This is a genomic window from Roseovarius faecimaris (assembly GCF_009762325.1).
GTDB lineage: Bacteria > Pseudomonadota > Alphaproteobacteria > Rhodobacterales > Rhodobacteraceae > Roseovarius > Roseovarius faecimaris.
In genome coordinates, this window is sequence record NZ_CP034348.1 from 3,288,929 (window position 1) to 3,310,557 (window position 21,629).

Here is a 21,629-nt window from a genome sequence, read left to right on the forward strand (position 1 = left end):
CTTACCGTTCGGATAATCTGACCATGACAGGGTTTCGACATCCGGACGGTGATCCGCAGGGAACATCAACCACACGACTTAATCACGCCGCCCTCGGGACCCCCCGCTGGCGGCGTGATCAGAAAGTTGAACGGGACCATGCCCCAAGCCACAGCGACACAGATGCCCGGTTTGATCCTCACACGAGCGATGTCCACTCCTGTTTTGCCCTGTCCGACCTCCGCGGTTAAGATGGTGGCGAAAATGCGAGCGGGGACGGGAATGTCGGAAGAGGACGATCGGCGGCAGCTTGAAAAAGTGGCCCAGGGCGACCGGCAGGCGATCGGCACTCTGTATCAGCGCCATCACAAGCGGGTGTTCCACTTTGTCCGGCGCTTCGTGAGCGATGTAGATGCCGCCGAGGACCTCACCAACGATGTCTTCATCGAGATCTGGCACAAGGCGTCTTCCTATGAGGGGCGGTCCAAGGTTTCCAGCTGGCTTTTGGGTGTCGCCCGGTACAAAGCCCTCTCGGAGATGCGCAAGAGAAAACCGGTTCACTCGAAGTCGGATGAGATCCTGGAGACAATCGAGGATGATGCGGATGATCCCGAGATGCTCACCCAGAAACGCGACAAGGGTGCCGCGATCAAACGGTGTATCGAAACACTGTCACGCGATCATCGGGTGATACTCGAACTGATCTATTACCACGAGAAGTCGATCGAGGAGGTTTCGGAAATTCTGGATATTCCCAAGAACACCGTCAAAACCCGGACCTTCCACGCACGCAAGCAACTGTCAGCAGAAATGGCCGCACGCGGTCTTGATAGGGGGTGGCCATGAGCACTCTGAGCGATAAGGAAAGACAAGAGCTGTCCCTGCTGCTGCCTTGGTATGCAAACGGAACCCTGGACGACGACGACACCCGCAAGGTCGAAGCCGCGCTGGCCGAAGATGACGCACTTGCGCGCGAGTTCGATCTTGTGCTGGAGGATCAGGCGTCGGTCGTCGCGTTGGTATCGGAAGAAGAGGTTCCGATCTCCATGGGCGAACGGTTCAAGGCGGCATTGACTGCCGAAACCGCGGAACCGGTGACGCGCGTTCAGCCGCGCGCAAGGGATGAGAGCCTTATCAGCCGCATCACGTCCGTCCTGTTTCCGGCCAGACCGCGGGCCTATGCATATGTGGCGGCAGCGATTGTTTTGCTTGTCCCGGCGATTGCGATACTGTCTGTCGTGAACGGAAATCAACAGCCGGGCCGGTATCAGACGGCCTCGGGTGAGGTGGAAACCGCCACCGACAAGCAGCGTATGCTGGTCAAGTTCAGTTCTGAGGTCGCCTGGACCGACGTCGATACTTTTCTCCGAGCGACCCGCGGCCAGATCGTGAGAGGGCCGAATGCGGATGGGCTCTATGAGCTGGAATTTGAAAAGACAGAAGAGCTTGCCACGACATTGGAGAACGCGGCCGGTCTCTTCGAATTTGTATTGCCGTCCAATTAGACAAAGCTGGGGGAGATAAGATCATGCCCATGAACTACATGCCCACATTGCTCCGTTTCACAGGTATGCTGCTGCTGGCGATGACCGTGGCAGCGCCGGTTCAGTACGCATATGCCGATGGCGGGCGCGATCCGACCCCGGTCACACCCTCCGTTTCGTCCACCACCACCCCTGCTCCAAAGCAACCCGCCAAACCCAAGACAAAACCTGAAACGAGAACACCCAGCACGCAGACGGCGACAGCCACAACGCCAAGACGCACCCAACAAAGCCCAAGGACGCCCCCGCGCATCGTCGAAACCGCACCCAGCGGCCAGCCACCGGCAGACGAAACCAGGTTCATCCCGGATGAAGTGATTGTCAGGTTTCAGCTATCCTCGACCGAACGATCACGCACACGGGCAATCAACCGTCTGAACCTCTCTCACCTGGACGCGGCAACCTTCTTTTTGTCCGGTGTCACGGTACACCGCTATCGGCTGCCTTCGGGGCTCGATGTCCGCGAGGCCATCGCGCAGCTTGAGGCCAGCGCCGCCGTCGTGACCGCGCAGCCGAATTATCTGTATAGGCTTCAGCAAAGCGCGGATACCGGCAAGCTGCCTCAGTTCGGCAATACCCGGATCAACCTAAGCGATGCACATGCCAGGACAAAGGGCGGCAAGACCCGTATCGCGGTCATCGACACTGCCGTAGACAAGACGCATCCGGAGTTTGTGACCTCAAGCATCTCGTCATTTGATGTCTCCGATGATGTCAGCAATGTCGATCCGCATGGCACGTCTATCGCGGGCATCCTGGCGGCGAATGCGCAGCTCACAGGTGTCGCCCCCGAGGCAGAGATTGTCAGCATTGCCGCGTTCTCCAAAGACGCGTCGGGGCAAAGCTTCGGAAACACCTGGACGATCATGGAAGCGTTGAACGTGGCTTACAAACAGGATGCCGATATCCTGAACATGAGCTTCGCGGGCCCCGCTGATCCGTTGCTGGCCCGCGCGATGGAGGGCGCCATGGCGCGCAACATCCTTCCCGTCGCGGCGGCGGGCAATGAAGGGCCAGAAGCGGCAATGCTGTTTCCCGCCGGCTATGACGCGGTGATTGCCGTCACCGCGACCGATGCCGAGGACCGGATCTATTCCGACGCCAATACCGGAGAGCATGTGGACCTCGCAGCGCCCGGCGTCGGCCTTCTGGTTCTGGGGAACGCTTCGGGCTTTCGCACCTCGTCAGGCACGTCCATGGCTACAGCTTATGTCAGTGGTATCGCAGCACTCGCCCTGGCCGCAAATCCGGGCGCGGATTACGCGACCCTGAGATCCCTGCTGGAGAATAGTGCCACCGATCTTGGCACCCCTGGCAAGGACGCGGTGTTCGGCGCGGGCATTCCCAGTGCTGCAACGGCGATCAACGGCCTGACAAACTGACTGTCGAACCAGGCCTATCCATGATGGCGTGTTCTCGCTGAACGCGACGGTGAGCCACCCTGACAGAGCGGCAATCAGCGCCCGCCAGTCATTATGACGTCAACGATCAGCCGCTCAGGACATCCAGGATCGAGCGGTGCAACTCCGGTGTACAGGCCGAAACGATTGCGCCGGAGTATCCCTGGCTCAGCGGCTGCCCCTGCCAATCCGTGACGATCCCTCCGGCTGCTTCGACCACCGCCGACACTGCAAGAATATCGTAAGGTTGAAGGTCATAATCGACCACCACATCGACATGCCCGGCGGCAAGCAAAGCGTGCGGGTAGCAATCATAGGAAAAGCGTCGCGTCCGGCCACTCTGAATCAGGCGTTCAAAAACGCCACCATGCTCGCGATAGATCTTTTCACCCTCATTGATGTAGAGAATGGCATCGTTCAGCTGCGTTTGAGCCGATACGGCAATCGGCTCTCCATTCAGCGTCGCGCCCTGCCCCAGTGTCCCGATGAGCACCTCGTTCAACGCGGGCATTGCAATGACGCCAAGCCGCGGCGTGCCGTCCACGAGATAAGCCAGCAAAAACCCATAGAGCGGATGACCGGAAAGAAACGAGCGGGTGCCGTCGATCGGGTCAACCACCCACATATGCCGACGCTCTTCGCCTTCGACCCCATGCTCTTCGCCAAAGATTCCATGGTCCGGCAAATGCTTGCGGAGATAGTCTCGGACGGCGTTCTCCACGGCCCTGTCCGCCTGCGTGACCGGGCTTTCGTCGGATTTGAAATCCACGTCCAGAGGGCGGCGAAAAAACTCGCGCGACATCTCGCTGGCGAATTTTGCGATCTGCTCAGCGTGTTCTTCAAGCGTAACGGCCCGCACCATTTTCTCCCTCTGATGCCACCGTCACGGCACGAGCCGCGCGGCAGATTAAATTACTCATCTCGCTGATAATCCATATCCTTCCGACGCGGGGACGTGTCAATATATATCCACATATTTACTCATTACCCCCCAATAACCCACAGCACCTAATGCGTCACACCGCCTGTCTGTGCGGATGGAAGGGCTAAAAAACGGTCCACAGATCAGCATTTCACCCGAGCCATCTTGGGGTCGTATAGCGGGTCCATATGCAGCTCGGCCGTCACGCGTTCTGTCGCCACTTCAAGCTCGTATGTGCCGCTCAGCAGATAATCGTCATCCACCCCATCCGCCCGGCGCACATACCCATAGCCGATGGATTTTCCGACCGTATAGCCATACCCCCCGGAGGTGAGCCAGCCCACGCGCTCGCCGTTGCGATAGATCGTCTCGCGGCCCTGCAAAACAACCTCGGGGGCAACCGTGAAGCCGCAAAGCCGCTTCTTCACGCCCGCGCTCTTTTGTGCCTCGATGGCCGTGCGCCCCTTGAAGTCGATGTTCTTTCGCAGTTTGACCGCCCAGCCCAGCCCGGCCTCGAGCGGGGTGTGATCGGGTCCGATATCAGACCCCCAGGCGCGGTAACCCTTCTCAAGCCGCAACGACTCGATCACGCGGTAGCCTGCGTTCCTCAGCCCATGAGCCTCGCCTGCCGATTTCAGCGCGTCATACACGGTCTGCGCATATTCAACCGGCAAATGCAGCTCCCAGCCCAACTCGCCCACATAGGTGACCCGCAGCGCCTGCACCGGACAACCGGCGATCCCGATCGTGCGGATCGTGCCAAAGGGGAAGGCCTCGTTGGACACATCGTCACGCGTGACCTGTACCAGAACATCCCGCGCTCTGGGGCCCATCAGCGAAAGCACGGCATTCGAGGATGTGATATCGAAAAGCTGGCAATTCAACCCGTCAGGAATATTGCGGCTGATCCAATTGAAATCATGCGTTGCGAAACCCGTGCCGGTCACAATGTAGAACTCATCATGTGCCACGCGCCCGACGGTCAGGTCGCACTCGATCCCGCCCTTGTCGTTCAGCATCTGCGTATAGGTCAGCGCACCCACGGGTTTTGCCACGTCATTGGCACAGATCCAGTCCAGCGCGGCGCCGGCATCCGGTCCCTTCAGCGCGAACTTGGCAAAGGAGGTCTGATCCAGAAGCACGGCCGCCTCCCGCGCCGCCTTGTGCTCGCGCCCCACGGCATCAAACCAGTTCTGCCGTCCGAAACTGTACTCATCCTGCGGCAACTCACCCAGGCTCAGATCTGCAAACCAGTTGGGCCGTTCCCACCCAAGCTTTTCGCCAAAGCAGGCGCCCTGGGCCTTGAGCGTCTCGTATAGCGGTGACTTGCGGCAGGGACGGCCAGAAGAATGCTCCTCATATGGCCAGGCCATTGTGTAGTGCTTGCCATAGGCCTCAACCGTACGGGTACGCACCCAGTCCGTGTCAAAATGCGGACGGCCAAAGCGGCGGATATCGGCGGACCAGAGGTCAAAGGGCGGCTCGCCCTTGTTCACCCATTCCGCCAGCGCCATGCCCGCCCCGCCACCGGCGGCAATCCCGAAGGCGTTGAACCCCGCCCCGACATAGAAATTGCGTAGCTCGGGGGCTTCCCCGATGATGAAGTTTCCGTCCGGCGTAAAGCTTTCAGGACCATTGGTCAGCGTTTTGATACCTGCGGTTTCAAGCGCAGGTACGCGGCCCAGCGCCAGTTCCATGATCTGCTCGAAATGGTCGAAATTGCTGTCGAGCAGGGAATAATGGAACCCCTGCGGAATGCCATTTACGGCCCAGGGGATCGGGTTCGGCTCGTACCCGCCCATCACCAGCCCCCCGACCTCTTCCTTGTAATAGGTCAGCCGGTCCGGATCGCGCAGGGTGGGCAGGTTGGCGGGCACGCCCTCGATCGGTTCCGTGACCATATACTGGTGTTCCATCGACACGAGCGGCACATTGACCCCGAAGCGCTTGGCAAACGCCCGTGTCCATTGCCCGGCGCAACAGATCACCTTTTCGCACTCGACGCGGCCCTGGTCGGTGATCACTGCACGGATACGCCCATTCTCGATCTCGATATCGGTAACCTTGGTATCCTCGAAAATCGTCGCCCCTGCCATACGCGCACCCTTGGCCAGCGCCTGGGTGATGTCTGACGGGTTGGCCTGCCCGTCGGTGGGCATGAAAGCGGCGCCGACGAGGTCGGAGATGTCCATAAGCGGCCACAGCTCCAGCGCCTCCTGTGGCGTCAGAAGCTCCATCTCCAACCCGAAGGAATGGGCCGTCGTGGCCTGTCGCTTCACTTCGGTCCAGCGTTCCTCGTTGCACGCGAGCCTGAGACCGCCATTCATCTTCCAGCCGGTCCCAAGCCCGGTTTCTTCCTCGATCCGGTTATACAGATCCACCGAGTACCCCAGAAGCTGGGTGATATTGGCGTTTGAGCGTAATTGCCCCACCAGCCCGGCCGCGTGAAAAGTGGTACCGGAGGTCAGCTTCTTGCGTTCCAGCAGCACCGTATCGGTCCAGCCCAGCTTGGCCAGGTGATACGCGGTCGAGCAGCCGATGATCCCGCCGCCGATGATGACCGCTTTCGCGGTTGAGGGAAGGGTACTCATCTTGGTCCTCACATTTGTTCAAAGTCGGCCATTGCGGCACGGAAACGCATAAGGTTCTCTTCGGTATACGCGGCATAGTCGAAATCGATCTCGGAGGTCAGTTCCGAGACCATGCTCCACATGGTTTCCCTAAGCAGTGACGCGCATTTCATCGCCCCGTAACGTTTGCGCAGGGCGTCGGAAACCGGCGCTTCGAAATAGGTTTCAAGCATCCAGTCTTCCTGTTCCGGACTCAGCCCGTTGTTCGAAGCCAGCCCGCCCAGATCAAACAGAGGAGAGTTGAAACCCGCATAGTCAAAGTCGATCAGCCAAAGCCGTGCGCCATCGTCCAGGAAGTTCCCGCAAAGCAGGTCATTATGACCAAAGACCATCTCGAAGGGTCCGGTTGCGCGTTCCAATCTGTTGCCGATCGCAACAAGCTCTGCGAGCTTCGTCAAATGGCTGCTTTCGCGTGCGGTCAGCGTCGCGGCATAGTCGCGGATGACATGGAATACCCAGAAAACCAGGACCGGCCCGCGCAGATATTGCGGCACCTCGCGGTGACAGCGAATGACCAGGTCCAGCGCCTTTGGCAGATACACCTCTGAACGCACATCCTCTTCCGTCAGTGTCCGGCTGTCGATGTAATCCAGTACAGTGATGCCATCCTCGGCATAGACCACCTCCGGCGAGATACCGGCGGCATGGGCCGCACGGCTCGCAGCCAGTTCGTTAAACCGCATGACCTGATGCAGCGGGATATCATCACCCAAACGCACCACGTATTTGCGCTCTGCGTCTTTCACCAGGTAGTTCACATTGGTGATCCCGCCGGTCAGGGGGGTGGCTTCTATCTCACCCTGCCAGAGCGGGAGATCTCGAAGGCGTTGAGGGATGTCAGCCATGGTCAGCTCTCCAATCCGAAACGAATACGTGCGCGCCGGGCACCGGCATTCACAAGCCGGTCGGCGATGATGGCGATAAAGGCGATGGCAAGCCCGGCGACGAGCCCCCGGCCGGTGTCGGCCTTGGTGAGCGCGATATACACCTCCTGGCCCAGGTCGCGGGTACCGACAAGTGCCGTGATCACGAGCATCGAGAGCGCCAGCATGATCGTCTGATTGATGCCGAGCAAGATCTCGGGCAGCGCCATGGGCATACGGATCAGGCGCAGGAGTTGCGCCTTCGTGCACCCCGAAACGATCCCCGCCTCGATCAGGTCATGGCTGACCGATCGGATGCCATGCGCCGCATAGCGCACCGCCGGAGCAAGAGCATAGAGCACGATGGCAATCATCGCGGTGAAATCCCCGACCCGGAACAGCATCACCACCGGGATGAGATAGACAAAACTCGGCAAGGTCTGGAGCGTGTCTATGAATAGATTGATGACCGCGCCCGCTCGCCTGTTGAGCGCCGCGAGCACGCCCAGCGGCACACCGATCAGCGTCGCCAGGATCACCGACGCGCCGCAGAGATAGACCGTCACCATCGCCTTGGCCCAGAGCCCGGAGAGCAGGATCAGCCCCGACATCACCGCGCACATGACCCCCAGCCGCCAACCGCCCGCAGACCAGCCTATCAGCGTGAGCATGGCAATTGCCCAGGGCCAGGGAATGCCCAGCAATGTCTTCTTGATGGGCAGCATGAACCAGGTCAGAAAGAAGAGCTTGACCGCCTCGAACGCATCGAAAAAGTTGACGTTGAGATATTTCACCAGATCGTCCCAGAACGCCCCGGTGGTGATGGTCTGGCCCTCCGGGTATTCCAGCAGCGCGGGGACAAAACGCCCCAGACCCCAGGTCAGAACCAGCAGCACAATCACCGTCACGGTCCGCTTGTGTCGCGCAAGCCATTTGCCGTCGCTCTGGTGATGCACCTGCCCGGTGCGCTCGGCAAAAGCCTGGCTCAACCGGTCCACGGCTATAGCCAGTACAACGATGGCGGTCCCGGCCTCGAATCCGGCGCCGATATCCAGCCGCCGCAACGCCGAAAGCACATCGAAACCGAGCCCTCCGGCCCCGATCATCGAGGCGATGATCACCATGTTCAGCGTGAGCATGATCACCTGGTTGACGCCGACCATCAGGCTTGGCAGCGCCGATGGCACCAGCACGCGCCACATGAGCTGTCGCTTCGTGGTGCCAACCATCTTGCCGAACTCGCGGATTTCCGGATCCACAGCCTTGAGCGCCAATATGGTGACCCGTACCATCGGCGGGGTGGCATAGATGATCGTCGCCACAAGCGCCGCGACCGGACCGAACCCGAACATGAACAGGATCGGCACCAGATAGGCAAAGATAGGGATCGTCTGCATCAGGTCGAGGACAGGCGTTACCACTCTTTCAAACCACGGGTTCCGATAGGCCCATATCCCAACGATCAGCCCGCCGCCCGCGCCAATGGGCACTGCGATCAGTACTGAGGCAAGCGTCACCATCGCGCTGTCCCATTGTCCGAAAATGGCGAGATAGACAAAACACGCCCCCACCAGCGCTGCGAGCCCCCAATCGCGGCAATATTGCCCGAGCGCGGCGACGGCGGCGGTGACGGCGATCCAGCTCATTGCCGGCAGATAGGTCACGGCCTCATCGCCCCGGCCGCTGACAAAGCCGGTCGACAGAAGCGCCAGCACCAGCTGATACGGCTGGTTGATGAGCCAGGCGATGGCCCGCGTGACATCGGTGAATGAAACCGGGCCGATGCGCGCGTCTTCCACCAGCCAGTTCATCCCCTGAGAGATGCTCGTTTTGAATGGCACCGTCCAGGCAGAGGGAAACTTCACCAGCCAGCGTGCATCAAGCGCCTTGGCAAGCTCACTGCCGAACTGGCCCAGAACGACCGTTCCAAGCACAAGGGTCAGGATAAGCACACGGCGTCTTTGCAGCACCGGGGTCATATCCCGCCCCCGTTGGCAAACAGCACATGCGCAATGGATTTGCGATCGACATGACCAACGATCCGGCCCTGGTCATCCGCCACCGGGATAGGCCCATCCGCCGCAATAATTCTCTCGGCAACATCCGCCACAGGTGTCTTGAGAGCAACGGGCTCGCCCTCACCGCCGGGCCCAGAGGTCATGACACCCCCGATGGTAAGCACCTTGGAGCGCGGGATGTGCTTGGTGAACTCGGCGACATAATCCGTTGCGGGGTGCATGACCAGCTCTTCGGGGGTCGCGATCTGGATCACCTCGCCATCCTTCATAATGGCGATGCGGTCAGCAAGGCGGACCGCTTCCTCGAAGTCATGGGTAATGAAAACGATGGTCTTGTGCAGCCGTGCCTGAAGACGCAGAAACTCATCCTGCATTTCCCGCCGGATAAGCGGGTCCAGCGCCGAGAAGGGCTCATCAAGGAACCAGATGTCTGGTTCGGTCACAAGCGACCGCGCAATACCGACCCTCTGCTGCTGCCCCCCGCTCAGCTCTCGCGGAAAATAATCCTCGCGCCCTTTCAGCCCCACCAGTTCCACCACCTCGCGCGCACGCGCCTCGGCTTCGCCCCTGGGCACCGCCTGCACGGTCAGCGGGAACATCGCGTTCTGCAAAACGCTCAGATGCGGGAGCAGCGCAAAATGCTGAAACACCATGCCCATCTTGTGCCGTCTGATCTCGATCATCTCGGCCTCGCTGGCCTGCAGCAGGTTGATGTCGTCAAACAGAACCTCGCCCGCGGTCGGCTCGATCAGCCGCGACAGGCAACGCACAAGAGTAGACTTGCCAGAGCCCGACAAGCCCATGATCACGAAAATTTCGCCCTCGTAGATCTCCAGACAGGCATCCCGGACAGCCCCGATCAGCCCTGCTTTGGCCAGGGCTTCGCCGCTCGGCGGGCGATCCTGTTTGAGAAACGTTTCGGCATGTGGGCCATAGAGTTTCCACACGTTCCGGCACAAGATCTTTGTCTTGGGGGTCATCGGGCCATCCAGGGGAAGGGTCTTGAAAGCACCGGGCGGGTCGGCAGAGCCAGGCCCCGCCCGGGCAGGGAGAACTCAGTCTGCAATCCAGGCCGACCAGCGGTCCTTGTTCTCGCTCATCCAGTCCGCGACCACCGTATCGATATCGACACCGTCCAGGTCGGCGCGCCCGACCATGGCGCTCATTTCCTCGTTGGTGATCGTGTAATCCTCGATGATGTCATAAGCGCCGGGCCATTTCTCCTGAAGGCCGGACCACGCAGCTTTCCAGATCGGGCCACGCGGCTTGCCGCAATCATAGGCCATGTTCGGATTGATGCCCCAGGACGGATCGGAATAGCACTCCGGCGTATAGGCCGGGAACTCGACAAACTCGCCTTCATATTTCGCAGGGGCCCAGTGCGGGACATACACCCAGAGAATGACGGGATCTTCGCGCTGATAGGCCGATTCCAGCTCGGCAAAAAGCGCGGCATCGGTTCCGGCATGAACCACTTCAAAGTCCAGCTCCAGCGCCTCTACCCGCTCGTCGTCAAAGCCGCCCCAGGTCACCGGTCCGCCCACATAGCGCCCGTTCGGAGATGTCTCGGCCGTGGCGAACTCCTCGGCACAGTCCTTCAGCGCCTCCCAGTTGGGAAGGCCCGGGCACCGATCCTTCATGTAAAGCGGATACCACCATTCCTCGATGGCCTGGAGCCCGGTCTCACCAACATTGACGACCTTGCCGGTTGCCACGGCTTCATCCAGCGCCTCGCGGCCTGTGGTTTCCCAGATTTCCATCGCCAGGTGCAAATCGCCCGATTTGAGCCCCGCGAATTGCGCGATGTAATCGGCCTGCACATATTCGACGTAGTATCCCGCCTCTTCCAGGATGCTGCCCATGATCTTCGTGTTGATCAGCTGGCCGGACCAGTCATGAAGCGTCAGCTTTATCGGATCAGTTGAATCGGCCGCTGATACCGCGTTGCCCCCAACCGCCGCTGTCAGAGCTATCAAGCTCACTTTCAACATTTTATTCATTGTTCAACCTCCCAATAATGTGGCTTTTTGTTGGTATTTTGATCTCTGTATGTGAAATTCTGCGATCGGCCTGCCTTTATGTCAAGAATAATCAAATTTCGCACCTCAAAATCGGATATTAAGCCTAAATTAGAGGCGTAAAGCTGGATATTTCGCAGCATTTTATTGCTTTATGTGGCTTTGATTGCTAAGAACGCCAGACGCACCCGAGCAGGCAGAGTTTCATGAATCACATCACGACCAATCAACGCGAAGAGGAAATTCTACGGGCCCTGCGGCGAACCGGCGGGTCTTGTCGCATCAGCTATCTGGCGAAAGAGCTGGAGGTGACGAATGAAACGATCAGGCGCAATATCCGCAGTCTCGAAGAAAAGAGGATCGTACGGAAGGTGCATGGCGGGGTTCACCTGGTCGACGACTTGAACGAGCCGACCTTCCGGAACCGGCTCGAAAGCAAGGCGGATTCCAAAGAGGTGCTCGCCAAAGCCGTTGCCGAGACGATCAACGACGGCGACAGTGTCTTTCTCGATATCGGCTCGACCACGGCCTATGTGGCGCTTGCACTTCAGGACCACAGCAATCTTTTCGTGGTGACCAACTCCGCCTTTGTGGCCAGCACACTCGCCACCAGAAACAACAACCGGGTGTTCATGGCGGGCGGAGAACTGCGGCCGCATGACGGCGGGGCGTTCGGGGTTGAGGCCCATGACCTCATTCGTCGGCTCAATGTGCGCTTCGCAATCCTGTCCGTCGGCGCAATCAATGCCGAATTCGGGCTCATGCTCCACGACCTGCAAGAGGCAAATCTCGCGCAGATCGCGATGGACAACGCCCAGGTCTGCGTGGTGGTCGCTGACAGCGAAAAACTGGGCAAAAGGGCGCCTGTCGTGCTGGAAAAGCTATCTCAGATAGATCTGCTGTTCACCGACAAGACACCGCCACAGGACATCCGCCGCCTTCTGGAAAGCAATGAGATTGAAATCGTGGTGAGCGAGCGCTGAGCTCAGCAGTTCGGCACGTTCACCGCCAGTCCGCCAAGCGACGTTTCCTTGTACTTCTCGCTCATGTCGAGGCCGGTTTGGCGCATGGTCTCGATACAGGCGTCAAGCGGTACAAGATGCGTACCATCGCCGCGCATGGCCAGCGACGCAGCCGACACAGCCTTGATCGCACCCAGGCCATTACGCTCGATACACGGCACCTGGACCAGCCCCTTGACCGGGTCACAGGTCATTCCGAGGTGGTGCTCCAGCGCAATCTCGGCGGCATTCTCGATCTGCATTGGCGTGCCCCCCATCACCGCCGCGAGCCCTGCCGCGGCCATGGCCGACGCGCTGCCCACCTCGGCCTGACAACCTGCCTCGGCGCCAGAGATCGACGCGTTGAACTTCACCAGTCCGCCGATGGCCGCGGCGGTAAGCATGAACTCTTCCACCTTCGCCTCGGTCGCACCCGGCACATGGTCGAGGTAGTACCGGATCACGGCAGGTACCACGCCCGCCGCGCCATTCGTCGGTGCGGTCACAACCTGCCCGCCAGCGGCGTTCTCCTCGTTCACGGCCATGGCGTAAACGCTGATCCAGTCATTGATCTTGTGTGGCGCATTCAGGTTTGTGCCGCGTTCCGCCAACAGCGCATCATGGATACCTTTTGCACGACGGCGCACATTAAGCCCGCCGGGCAGCGTGCCGTCGTTCTCCAGGCCGCGATCAATGCAGTCGTTCATCACCTGCCAGATCCGCGCCACGCCCGACCGCAGGTTCTCCGGCCCGCCGCGCGAATGTTCGTTGGCCTTCTTCATCTCGGCGATGCTCTTGCCGGATGTCTCGGCCATATCCAGCATCTCGGCGGCGGATTTGAACGGATAGGGCACCGGCGCGCCTTCGTCTGTGTTGCGGCCCGCGGCCAGCTCGGCCTCGGTCATCACAAAGCCGCCGCCAATGGAATAGTAAGTCTCCTGCAGGATGACATCGCCCTGCTTGTCCGTGGCCATCAGAATCATCCCGTTGGCATGGCCGGGCAGATTCGGGCCGAAGTCAAAGACCAGATCGTCTTTTGGATTGAACTGCAGTTCAGGCAGACCCTCGGGACGCACGGTATGGGTTTCGCGGATCTGGGTCAGGACCGCTTCGGCCTTCTCGTGGTCATAGGTGTCAGGAAGAAATCCGGCGAGGCCAAGAACAGTTGCACGGTCCGTCGCATGACCCACGCCGGTGAAGGCCAGCGATCCATGCAGCGAGCCACGCAAGCCGTGAAACTCAAACGGCGAAGCACGCATCGCATCAAGGAATTTGGCCGCGGCCACCATTGGCCCCATCGTATGGGATGAGGACGGGCCGATCCCCACTTTGAACATCTCGAAAACGGACAGAAACATGTAAGCAGACTGCCTTTTGATCGCTTTGCATTTCGGGGGAGTCCCGGACCGCCCAGACATATATCAGTCAGTTACTCCGGAAAAGGATTTAAATGCGCCGTGAAACTCTGCAAGTGCGGCGTTAACCCGGCAATGGCCTCCCGATGCAGGGCAATTGCCCCTCGCACCCCGCGCGCATCCCCGGTATAACCGGCGCGAACACTTGGGGAGGACTGCCATGAGCGGGGAATTGTCACCCATCGACAAAGCCAAATTCGTAGCCGCCAAGCGCGCTGTGGATTTCGTCGAAGACGGGATGCGAGTGGGCCTGGGCACCGGCAGCACGGCGGCCTGGATGGTGCGCTGCCTGGGCGAGATGGTGCGCGAAGACGGGTTGAAGATCAAAGGCGTGCCGACCTCGACCCGCACCGCGGACCTGGCCCGCGAGGTCGGGATCGAGGTGATCAGCCTCGATGAGGCCAAATGGCTGGATGTCACCATCGATGGTGCCGACGAGTTCGATGGAGACCTCAACCTGATCAAAGGCGGCGGCGGTGCGCTGTTGCAGGAAAAGATCGTGGCAACCGCGTCGGACCAGATGATCGTGATCACCGACGCCTCGAAAGAGGTCGAGCATCTGGGTGCCTTCCCCCTGCCCATCGAAGTGATCCCCTTTGGCTGGCAGACCACCAAGAGCCTGGTGGAAGAAATGCTTATTTCCATGGATGTGATGGGCCGCGATTCGACCCTGCGGATGAATGGCGATCATCCTTACGTCACCGATGAGGGCAATCACATCCTTGATCTGCACCTCGGACGGATCGGCAATGCACGGCAGCTTTCGCTGGTACTGAACCAGGTGCCGGGCGTGGTTGAAAACGGGCTTTTCGTGGATATCTGCGACGTGGTGATCCTGGGCTTTGCCGATGGCAAGGTGGAGACCCGCGATATCAACGAGGGCACTGTCGAAGAGGATCGCCTCGATTTTCTGGAATCGGACAACCTGTTCAAAGACATGATGGACTAACCACATATGGCGTTTGACTACGATCTCTTTGTCATCGGCGGCGGCTCTGGCGGGGTGCGCGCGGCGCGGGTGGCGGCACAGGGCGGTGCCAAGGTGGCGCTGGCCGAAGAGGACCGCTATGGCGGCACCTGCGTGATCCGGGGCTGTGTCCCGAAAAAACTCATGGTTTTCGCCAGCGAGTTCCCCGCCGCCATCGAAGACGCGCAATCCTATGGCTGGACCGTACATGCCGGCGGTTTTGACTGGACCGCCTTCAAGACCAAGCTGCATACCGAGCTGGACCGGCTCGAAGGCGTTTATCGCAAAATCCTCAGCTCGAACGGGGTCGAAACCTTCGACGCGCGCGCACGGCTTGCGGATGCGCATACGGTCGAGCTCAGCACCGGCGAGACAAAGACAGCCAAGCATATCCTGATCGCCACGGGCGGCCGCCCGGTGAAGCCCGAGCTGCCGGGGGCCGAACATGCGCTGACCAGCAATGACATCTTCCATCTCGAAGAGTTGCCGAAATCCATCCTGATCATCGGTGGTGGCTACATTGCCTGCGAATTCGCCGGAATCCTGAACGGGCTGGGCGTGCAGGTCACACAATTCTACCGTGGCGCTCAGATCCTGCGCGGCTTCGACGAAGAGGCGCGCGGGCTGATCGCGGACGAGATGATCCAGAACGGCGTAAACCTGCATCTTGGCACCAATATCCTTGAGATGACCCCGGTTGAGGGCGGCTATCGCGTGAAGGCCACCAACGGGATGGAAGAGGTGTTCGAACAGGTGATGTTCGCCACCGGCCGCGCGCCCAACACCTCCGATATGGGCCTGGATACCGCAGGAATTGAACTGGGCCGCAAGGGTGAGATCGTGGTCGATGAGTTTAGCCAGACCCGGGTGCCGTCGGTCTATGCCATTGGCGATGTGACCGACCGGGTCAATCTTACGCCCGTGGCGATCCGCGAGGGCATGGCCTTTGTCGAAACGGTGTTCAACGCCAACCCGACCCCGGTGGATCACGCCCTGATCCCGACCGCAATCTTCACCCAGCCCGAGATGGGCACGGTGGGGCTGAGTGAAGAAGAGGCGCGCGAGCAGGAGCCGATCGAAGTTTATGCCACGTCGTTCAAACCGATGCAGACTGCCTTCGCCGGTCGGTCCGATCGGGTTCTGATGAAGCTGATCGTCAGCCAGGCCACCCGCAAGGTTCTGGGCTGTCATATCGTGGCCCCCGGCGCAGGCGAGATGATCCAGTTGGCCGGTATCGCCGTGAAGATGGGCGCGACCAAGGAAGACTTCGACCGCACGGTCGCGGTGCATCCCACCATGTCCGAAGAGCTTGTGACGATGAAAACACCTGTCCGAACGGCTTGATTTTTGAGCCGCGCTGCACAGTTTAGAGAAAACGTCAGGAATACGACGCTAAGATAAGGATTGAGAATTTATGGCTGGACCATCTGGCGGCCCTTGGGGCGGCGGCGGAAATTCAGGCGGAGGCAATGGCGGCGACGATGGTCGCGGCGGTGGCAACCGTGGCAATGGCGGGCGCAGACCGCCGAATGAAGGCGGGCCGCAAATCCCCGAAATTGATGAGCTTATGAAGAAAGGCCAGGATCAGTTGCGCGTCCTGATGGGCGGGCGTGGCGGCTCCGGCGGATCGCGTGGCACCGGCGGCGGAGAAGGCCCCCAATTCGGACGTGGCACGATACTGATCGGGGCTGCGATTGCTGCGGTGCTCTGGGCAGCGGCGAGCTTCTACACGGTCAAGCCAGAAGAACAGTCGGTCGAGCTCTTTCTGGGCGATTATTACCGCACAGCAAATCCGGGCCTGAACTTCGCCCCCTGGCCGCTGGTGACCTATGAAAAACTGCCCGTGACCCGCGAACAGAACGAAGATATCGGCGTCGGCGGGCGCGGCTCAGAGGCCGGGCTGATGCTGACCGGGGACGAAAACATCGTCGACATCGATTTCCAGGTGGTCTGGAACATCAACGACCCGGCAAAATACCTCTTCAACCTGCGCGACCCGCGCCAGACCATTCAGGCGGTGAGCGAATCCGCCATGCGCGAGATCATCGCGCAATCGCGCCTCGCTCCGATCCTCAACCGCGACCGTGGCATCATCGCGTCGCAGCTTGAAGATCTGATCCAGTCGACGCTGGACAGCTATGACAGCGGCGTGAACATCATCCGCGTCAACTTCGACAAGGCCGACCCGCCGCAACAGGTGATCGACGCCTTCCGCGACGTGCAGGCCGCCGAGCAGGAACGTGACCGGCTGGAAAAACAGGCGGATGCCTATGCCGCGCGTGTGCTGGCCGAAGCCCGTGGTCAGGCGGCGCAGACGCTTGAAGAAGCCGAAGCCTATCGTGCGCAGGTCGTCAACGAAGCCGAGGGTGAAGCCAGCCGCTTCACCGCGGTTCTGACCGAATACCAGAAAGCCCCGGAAGTAACGCGCAAGCGTCTCTATCTGGAGGCGATGGAAGATGTTCTTGGCGATATCGACAAGATCATCCTTGACGATCAGGTGGGCGGCGGCGGTCAGGGCATCGTGCCCTACCTGCCCCTGAATGAACTGCGCCGGTCGCAGACGGGAGGTCAGTAAGATGCGGAAATCAACCATGCTTCTGCCGATCCTCGTATTGGCGATCATCGCGGGCCTGTCGGCCATTTTCATCGTGGACGAGCGCGAAAAGGCGCTGGTGCTTCAGTTTGGCCGGGTGGTCAAAGTCAAGGAAGACCCGGGCCTCGCCTTCAAGATCCCGCTGATTCAGGAGGTTGTGCGCTATGACGACAGGATCCTGAGCCGCGACATCGACCCGCTGGAGATCACGCCTCTGGATGACCGTCGCCTGGTGGTGGACGCCTTCGCGCGCTACCGGATCACCGATGTGGAACAATTCCGGCAGGCGGTCGGTGTGGGCGGCATCGCCTCCGCCGAGGACAGGCTCGACTCGATCCTTCGGTCGGAAACCCGGGAAGTTCTGGGTGGTGTCAGCTCCAACGACATCCTGAGCTCGGACCGGGCGGCGCTGATGCTGCAAATCCGCAATGGCGCCATTACTGAGGCTGAACAGCTCGGCGTGGAGATCATCGACGTGCGGCTCAAACGCACCGACCTGCCGCGCCAGAACCTCGACGCCACCTTCGCCCGGATGCGCGCCGAGCGTGAACGCGAAGCCGCTGACGAGATCGCCCGTGGTAACGAAGCCGCGCAACGGGTCCGCGCCCAGGCCGACAGGACCCAGGTCGAAATCGTGTCGGACGCGAACCGCCAGGCCGAAATCACCCGCGGTGAAGCTGATGCCAAACGCAACGCGATCTTTGCCGAAGCCTTTGGCGCGGATGAAGAATTCTTTGAATTCTACCGTTCGCTCAATGCCTATCGCAAGGCTCTCAAAGGCTCCAACTCGTCTATGGTGATGAGCCCCGACAGCGAGTTCTTCAACTACCTGCGCTCGGATCAGGGCAAGGCCGCGAAAGACGCAGGCGTGCAATGATCGAAACCGCGCTTCTGGCGCTGGGGCTTGTATTGGTTGTGGAGGGGCTGGTCTATGCACTGGCCCCTTCGCTTATTGAGGACCTGCTCGCTGCCATGCGCGCCCTCAGCATCGAGCAACGTCGGCTGATGGGGCTCACCGCGCTGGTGATCGGGGTCATCCTGCTCTGGATCGCCAAGTCTCTTGGGGCTTGAATGACATGTCACAATGGGATCACATGAGCGTGACACAGGGTTGTGGCCTTTGTGTTTCGGGCAAGCGTTCCTACATCTAGCGCATGCAGGATCCTGCCTCGACAGGGCAGAACACGGACAAAGAGGAGATCCGGGAGTGAACGTCCAAACCCATTCAACATCTATCCAGACCGCCCGGGGGCTGCGTGCCCTTTGGCTCATGGCGCTGGCTCTGGGGCTTTTGATTGCGCAGGCAATCGCGGCCCAGGCCCGACCTGACAGCTTTGCCGATCTGGCCGAAAAGATCAGCCCCGCCGTGGTCAACATCACCACCTCGACCGTGGTCGCACAGGGCTCTGGGCCGTCGCCCATTGTGCCCGATGGCTCGCCGTTTGAGGATTTTTTCCGCGAATTCCGTGATCGGAACGGTCAGGGAGACCGCCCGCGCCGCACCTCGGCGCTGGGATCGGGCTTCGTGATTTCCGAAGATGGCTACATCGTTACCAACAATCACGTCATTGAATCCGCCGATGAGATCATCATCGAGTTCTATTCCGGCGACGAGTTGGAAGCCAAAGTGATCGGCACGGACCCCAAAACCGATATCGCGCTGCTCAAGGTAGAGGCCGACGGCCCCCTGCCCTTCGTCAGCTTCGGCGACAGCGACACCGCGCGTGTGGGCGACTGGGTCATGGCCATGGGCAACCCGCTGGGTCAGGGCTTCTCGGTCAGCGCCGGGATTGTTTCGGCCCGCAACCGCGCCCTCAGCGGCACCTATGACGACTACATCCAGACCGACGCCGCCATCAACCGCGGCAACTCGGGCGGGCCGCTTTTCAACCTCAATGGTGAGGTGATCGGCGTGAACACCGCAATCCTCAGCCCCAATGGCGGCTCGATCGGCATCGGCTTCTCGATGGCCTCCAATGTGGTGACCCGCGTCGTCGATCAGCTTCAGGAATACGGCGAGACCCGCCGCGGCTGGCTGGGTGTGCGCATCCAGGACGTGACTGACGATGTGGCCGAAGCCATCGGCCTTGAGAAAACCGCAGGCGCCATGGTCACCGATGTGCCCGATGGCCCCGCCAAGGAAGGCGGCATGATGGCCGGTGACGTGATCATGAGCTTCGACGGCCATGACGTCTCAGACACGCGTGACCTTGTCCGTCGGGTCGGCAATTCGGAAGTCGGCAAATCGGTGCGCGTCGTGGTTTTCCGCGAGGGCAAGACGCAAACGCTCAAGATCACGCTTGGCCGTCGCGAGGCAGCCGAGGGTGCTGTTCCCGCGGTGCAGCAAGGTGAGGATGGAGAAGCAGAGCCGATGGAAAAGGTGGTCCTCGGCCTGACGCTGAGCCCGCTTGATGACGAACTGCGCGGTCAGCTCGACCTGGGCGACAACGCCACCGGCCTCGTTGTCAAGGACGTGGACACGCTGGCGGAGGCTTATGAAAAAGGCATGCGCGCCGGTGACCTGATCACCGAAGCCGGACAGCAGAAAGTGCTCAGCATCACCGATCTGGAAGACCGCATCGCCGAGGCCGAAGAAGGCGGGCGCAAGTCGCTTCTTCTGCTGGTGCGCCGCGCCGGTGAGCCGCGCTTCGTGGCCCTGTCCATCGTGCAAGACGAATAGTCATAAGCGACACAGCGATTGAGAAAGGGCGCTCGGCCTACCGGGCGCCCTTTTCCTTTGGAGTGAGCCCCCACCCTAAAACGGCAGCACAAATTCCTGCAGCACCGTGTCCTTGCGCAGATAGAGCGGATGTTTGGCCGAGCCGTCCTTGTTCACCCCGAGGCACTGAAGCGGTTTGCCAAGCGCCGTGATCGCGTCGAACACCTCGCGCACCACGGGCTGAAACCGGGCATGCAGCTTGCCATAGGCCATGACCACCGTTTCCGCCTCGCGCGCCATTTCGACCAGCGAGGGAATGTTCGCCGCAGAACAGGCCAGCGCCGGATCGGGCGGGATGTCCTTGGGCGAGGTCGCGCGCCAATCGAGCATGTTCCCCTTAAGGTAACGCGTATAGCCCCAGTCACGGGCAAACATCAGCTCCCGGTGGCAGGTCGGGTCCGAGGCGGCCGCATCGGCCACAGACGGGTTCATCCCGATGAAAAGAATGGCGCGGGCGGGTTCACCTTCGGGCGTCCAGTCGCGTGTCAATGCCTGCCGGTAGCGCCCACAATCGGAGAAGGTCGCGCCGCCCTCCACCCCGTCGGGCAGCTTGAGGCGAACCTTGCCGCCGGGGTCATGCGCTTGCGTGCTCACGCGCGCTCCTGTGGCAGGATCACGCGGGAGGGATGCAACTCTCCGCCCTTGAACCGGCCCACGGCTACGGCCCGCCCCTCATGCGCGGCCCAGCATTCATCGCCGTATTCCACGTCGCCGCCCAGCACCATCGCCGGGTTGCCGTTGCGCAGCCGCGCCGCATTCTCGGCTGAACATGTCACCATAGGCAGTTCGGCAAGGCCCATCTCCAGCGGCTTGAGATAGGTATCAAGCTCTGGCGTCTGGGCCAGCTTCTCGATCATCTCGAAACTGATCCCGTCGTCGGCATCAAACGGGCCGGACCAGAGCCGCCTCAGCCAGGTGACATGCCCATGACAGCCCAGTGCCTCGCCCAGATCCCGGGCAATGGCGCGCACATAACCGCCCTTGCCGCAGGTCATTTCCAGCACCGCGCGATCGGTGTCGGGGCGATCGGTCAATACCAGCTCCTCGACCCATAAGGGGCGCGCGGCAATCTCGACATCCTCGCCCTCACGCGCCAACTTATAGGCCCGTTGTCCGTCTATCTTGACCGCGGAAAACTTCGGGGGCACCTGCATGATATCCCCCACGAATGCACCCAGCGCGCGTTTGATCTCTTCTTCATCGGGACGCGCATCCGATGTGGCAATCACTTCGCCTTCGGCATCGTCTGTGTTGGTGGCCACCCCGAAACGCACCTCGAAGGCATAGGCTTTCAACGCGTCAGTGATATAGGGCACGGTCTTGGTTGCCTCGCCCAAAGCCACGGCAAGCACACCGGTCGCTTCCGGGTCCAGTGTGCCGGCATGGCCCGCTTTGCGGGCTTGCAGCGCCCAGCGCACCTTGTTGACCACCGCGGTGGAGGTAAGTCCCGCCGGCTTATCCACGACCAGCCAGCCGGAAATATCGCGCCCTTTGCGTTTGCGTGCCATGGGTGGCCTTTCGCTGATGTCTGAGCGGGCGGCGTAACGCAGCACGCGCGAG

19 protein-coding genes are annotated in these 21,629 nt (G+C 60.6%); 10 read left to right on the forward strand and 9 right to left on the reverse strand.

What is annotated here, in order from left to right; genetic code table 11:
- The first annotated feature begins 162 nt into the window (after positions 1–162).
- From EI983_RS16485 to EI983_RS16495, 3 genes are read left to right on the forward strand one after another with little or no spacing between them, the layout of a single operon-like run.
- Entirely contained in the window at positions 163–825 is a 663-nt protein-coding gene (locus EI983_RS16485; protein WP_198389327.1) for a sigma-70 family RNA polymerase sigma factor, read from the forward strand.
- Complete coding sequence (locus EI983_RS16490; RefSeq protein ID WP_157708443.1) at positions 822–1,484, forward strand: hypothetical protein; 663 nt, start codon at positions 822–824, stop codon at positions 1,482–1,484. Before EI983_RS16485 ends, EI983_RS16490 begins: the two co-directional genes overlap by 4 nt.
- Before the next feature lie 23 nt (positions 1,485–1,507).
- Entirely contained in the window at positions 1,508–2,905 is a 1,398-nt protein-coding gene (locus tag EI983_RS16495; protein ID WP_157708444.1) for a S8 family serine peptidase, read from the forward strand.
- A 106-nt stretch (positions 2,906–3,011) separates the two neighbouring features.
- Here the strand turns inward: EI983_RS16495 and EI983_RS16500 are convergent, their stop codons facing one another.
- From EI983_RS16500 to EI983_RS16525, 6 genes are all read right to left on the reverse strand, one after another.
- The gene (locus tag EI983_RS16500) at positions 3,012–3,785 is read right to left on the reverse strand and encodes an inositol monophosphatase family protein (protein ID WP_157708445.1); all 774 of its coding nucleotides are present in this window, start codon (positions 3,783–3,785) and stop codon (positions 3,012–3,014) included.
- Between the two features lie 203 nt (positions 3,786–3,988).
- On the reverse strand, positions 3,989–6,436 hold the full coding sequence (locus EI983_RS16505; protein WP_157708446.1) for a GcvT family protein: 2,448 nt from the start codon (positions 6,434–6,436) through the stop codon (positions 3,989–3,991).
- 8 nt (positions 6,437–6,444) lie between these two features.
- Complete coding sequence (locus EI983_RS16510; protein WP_157708447.1) at positions 6,445–7,320, reverse strand: phosphotransferase; 876 nt, start codon at positions 7,318–7,320, stop codon at positions 6,445–6,447.
- A gap of 2 nt (positions 7,321–7,322) precedes the next feature.
- Complete coding sequence (locus tag EI983_RS16515) at positions 7,323–9,317, reverse strand: ABC transporter permease (protein WP_157708448.1); 1,995 nt, start codon at positions 9,315–9,317, stop codon at positions 7,323–7,325.
- Positions 9,314–10,336, reverse strand: a complete 1,023-nt coding sequence (locus EI983_RS16520; RefSeq protein WP_157708449.1) for a quaternary amine ABC transporter ATP-binding protein — start codon at positions 10,334–10,336, stop codon at positions 9,314–9,316. Before EI983_RS16520 ends, EI983_RS16515 begins: the two co-directional genes overlap by 4 nt.
- A gap of 75 nt (positions 10,337–10,411) precedes the next feature.
- On the reverse strand, positions 10,412–11,356 hold the full coding sequence (locus EI983_RS16525) for an ABC transporter substrate-binding protein (protein ID WP_157708450.1): 945 nt from the start codon (positions 11,354–11,356) through the stop codon (positions 10,412–10,414).
- Between the two features lie 224 nt (positions 11,357–11,580).
- Here EI983_RS16525 and EI983_RS16530 point away from each other — a divergent pair, with 224 nt between their 5' ends.
- Positions 11,581–12,357, forward strand: a complete 777-nt coding sequence (locus tag EI983_RS16530) for a DeoR/GlpR family DNA-binding transcription regulator (protein WP_157708451.1) — start codon at positions 11,581–11,583, stop codon at positions 12,355–12,357.
- Positions 12,358–12,359: 2 nt separating this feature from the next.
- On the opposite strand, the gene EI983_RS16535 is transcribed toward EI983_RS16530, so the two are convergent.
- On the reverse strand, positions 12,360–13,733 hold the full coding sequence (locus EI983_RS16535; protein ID WP_157708452.1) for an L-serine ammonia-lyase: 1,374 nt from the start codon (positions 13,731–13,733) through the stop codon (positions 12,360–12,362).
- A 217-nt stretch (positions 13,734–13,950) separates the two neighbouring features.
- Between EI983_RS16535 and rpiA the strand changes: the two genes are divergently transcribed.
- The 6 genes from rpiA to EI983_RS16565 all read left to right on the forward strand — a co-directional run bounded on the left by rpiA (position 13,951) and on the right by EI983_RS16565 (position 20,030).
- Complete coding sequence (rpiA, locus tag EI983_RS16540; protein ID WP_157708453.1) at positions 13,951–14,739, forward strand: ribose-5-phosphate isomerase RpiA; 789 nt, start codon at positions 13,951–13,953, stop codon at positions 14,737–14,739.
- 6 nt (positions 14,740–14,745) lie between these two features.
- Complete coding sequence (gene gor / locus EI983_RS16545; RefSeq protein ID WP_157708454.1) at positions 14,746–16,101, forward strand: glutathione-disulfide reductase; 1,356 nt, start codon at positions 14,746–14,748, stop codon at positions 16,099–16,101.
- A 70-nt stretch (positions 16,102–16,171) separates the two neighbouring features.
- Positions 16,172–17,332 carry an FtsH protease activity modulator HflK gene (hflK, locus tag EI983_RS16550; protein ID WP_157708455.1) on the forward strand — a complete coding sequence of 387 codons (1,161 nt, stop codon included), beginning with the start codon at positions 16,172–16,174 and terminating at the stop codon, positions 17,330–17,332.
- A 1-nt stretch (position 17,333) separates the two neighbouring features.
- Complete coding sequence (gene hflC / locus EI983_RS16555) at positions 17,334–18,227, forward strand: protease modulator HflC (protein WP_157708456.1); 894 nt, start codon at positions 17,334–17,336, stop codon at positions 18,225–18,227.
- Positions 18,224–18,421 (forward strand): DUF2065 family protein, encoded by a 198-nt coding sequence (locus EI983_RS16560; RefSeq protein ID WP_198389328.1) that lies wholly within the window; start codon positions 18,224–18,226, stop codon positions 18,419–18,421. The genes hflC and EI983_RS16560 overlap by 4 nt, the downstream gene beginning before the upstream one ends.
- 199 nt (positions 18,422–18,620) lie before the next feature.
- Positions 18,621–20,030 carry a DegQ family serine endoprotease gene (locus tag EI983_RS16565; protein ID WP_157709132.1) on the forward strand — a complete coding sequence of 470 codons (1,410 nt, stop codon included), beginning with the start codon at positions 18,621–18,623 and terminating at the stop codon, positions 20,028–20,030.
- A gap of 75 nt (positions 20,031–20,105) precedes the next feature.
- Here the strand turns inward: EI983_RS16565 and EI983_RS16570 are convergent, their stop codons facing one another.
- Together EI983_RS16570 and truB are read right to left on the reverse strand one after the other, a co-directional pair.
- Positions 20,106–20,663 (reverse strand): DUF1643 domain-containing protein, encoded by a 558-nt coding sequence (locus tag EI983_RS16570; protein WP_157708457.1) that lies wholly within the window; start codon positions 20,661–20,663, stop codon positions 20,106–20,108.
- Complete coding sequence (truB, locus tag EI983_RS16575; protein WP_157708458.1) at positions 20,660–21,577, reverse strand: tRNA pseudouridine(55) synthase TruB; 918 nt, start codon at positions 21,575–21,577, stop codon at positions 20,660–20,662. The genes EI983_RS16570 and truB overlap by 4 nt, the downstream gene beginning before the upstream one ends.
- Between the last annotated feature and the right edge of the window lie 52 nt (positions 21,578–21,629).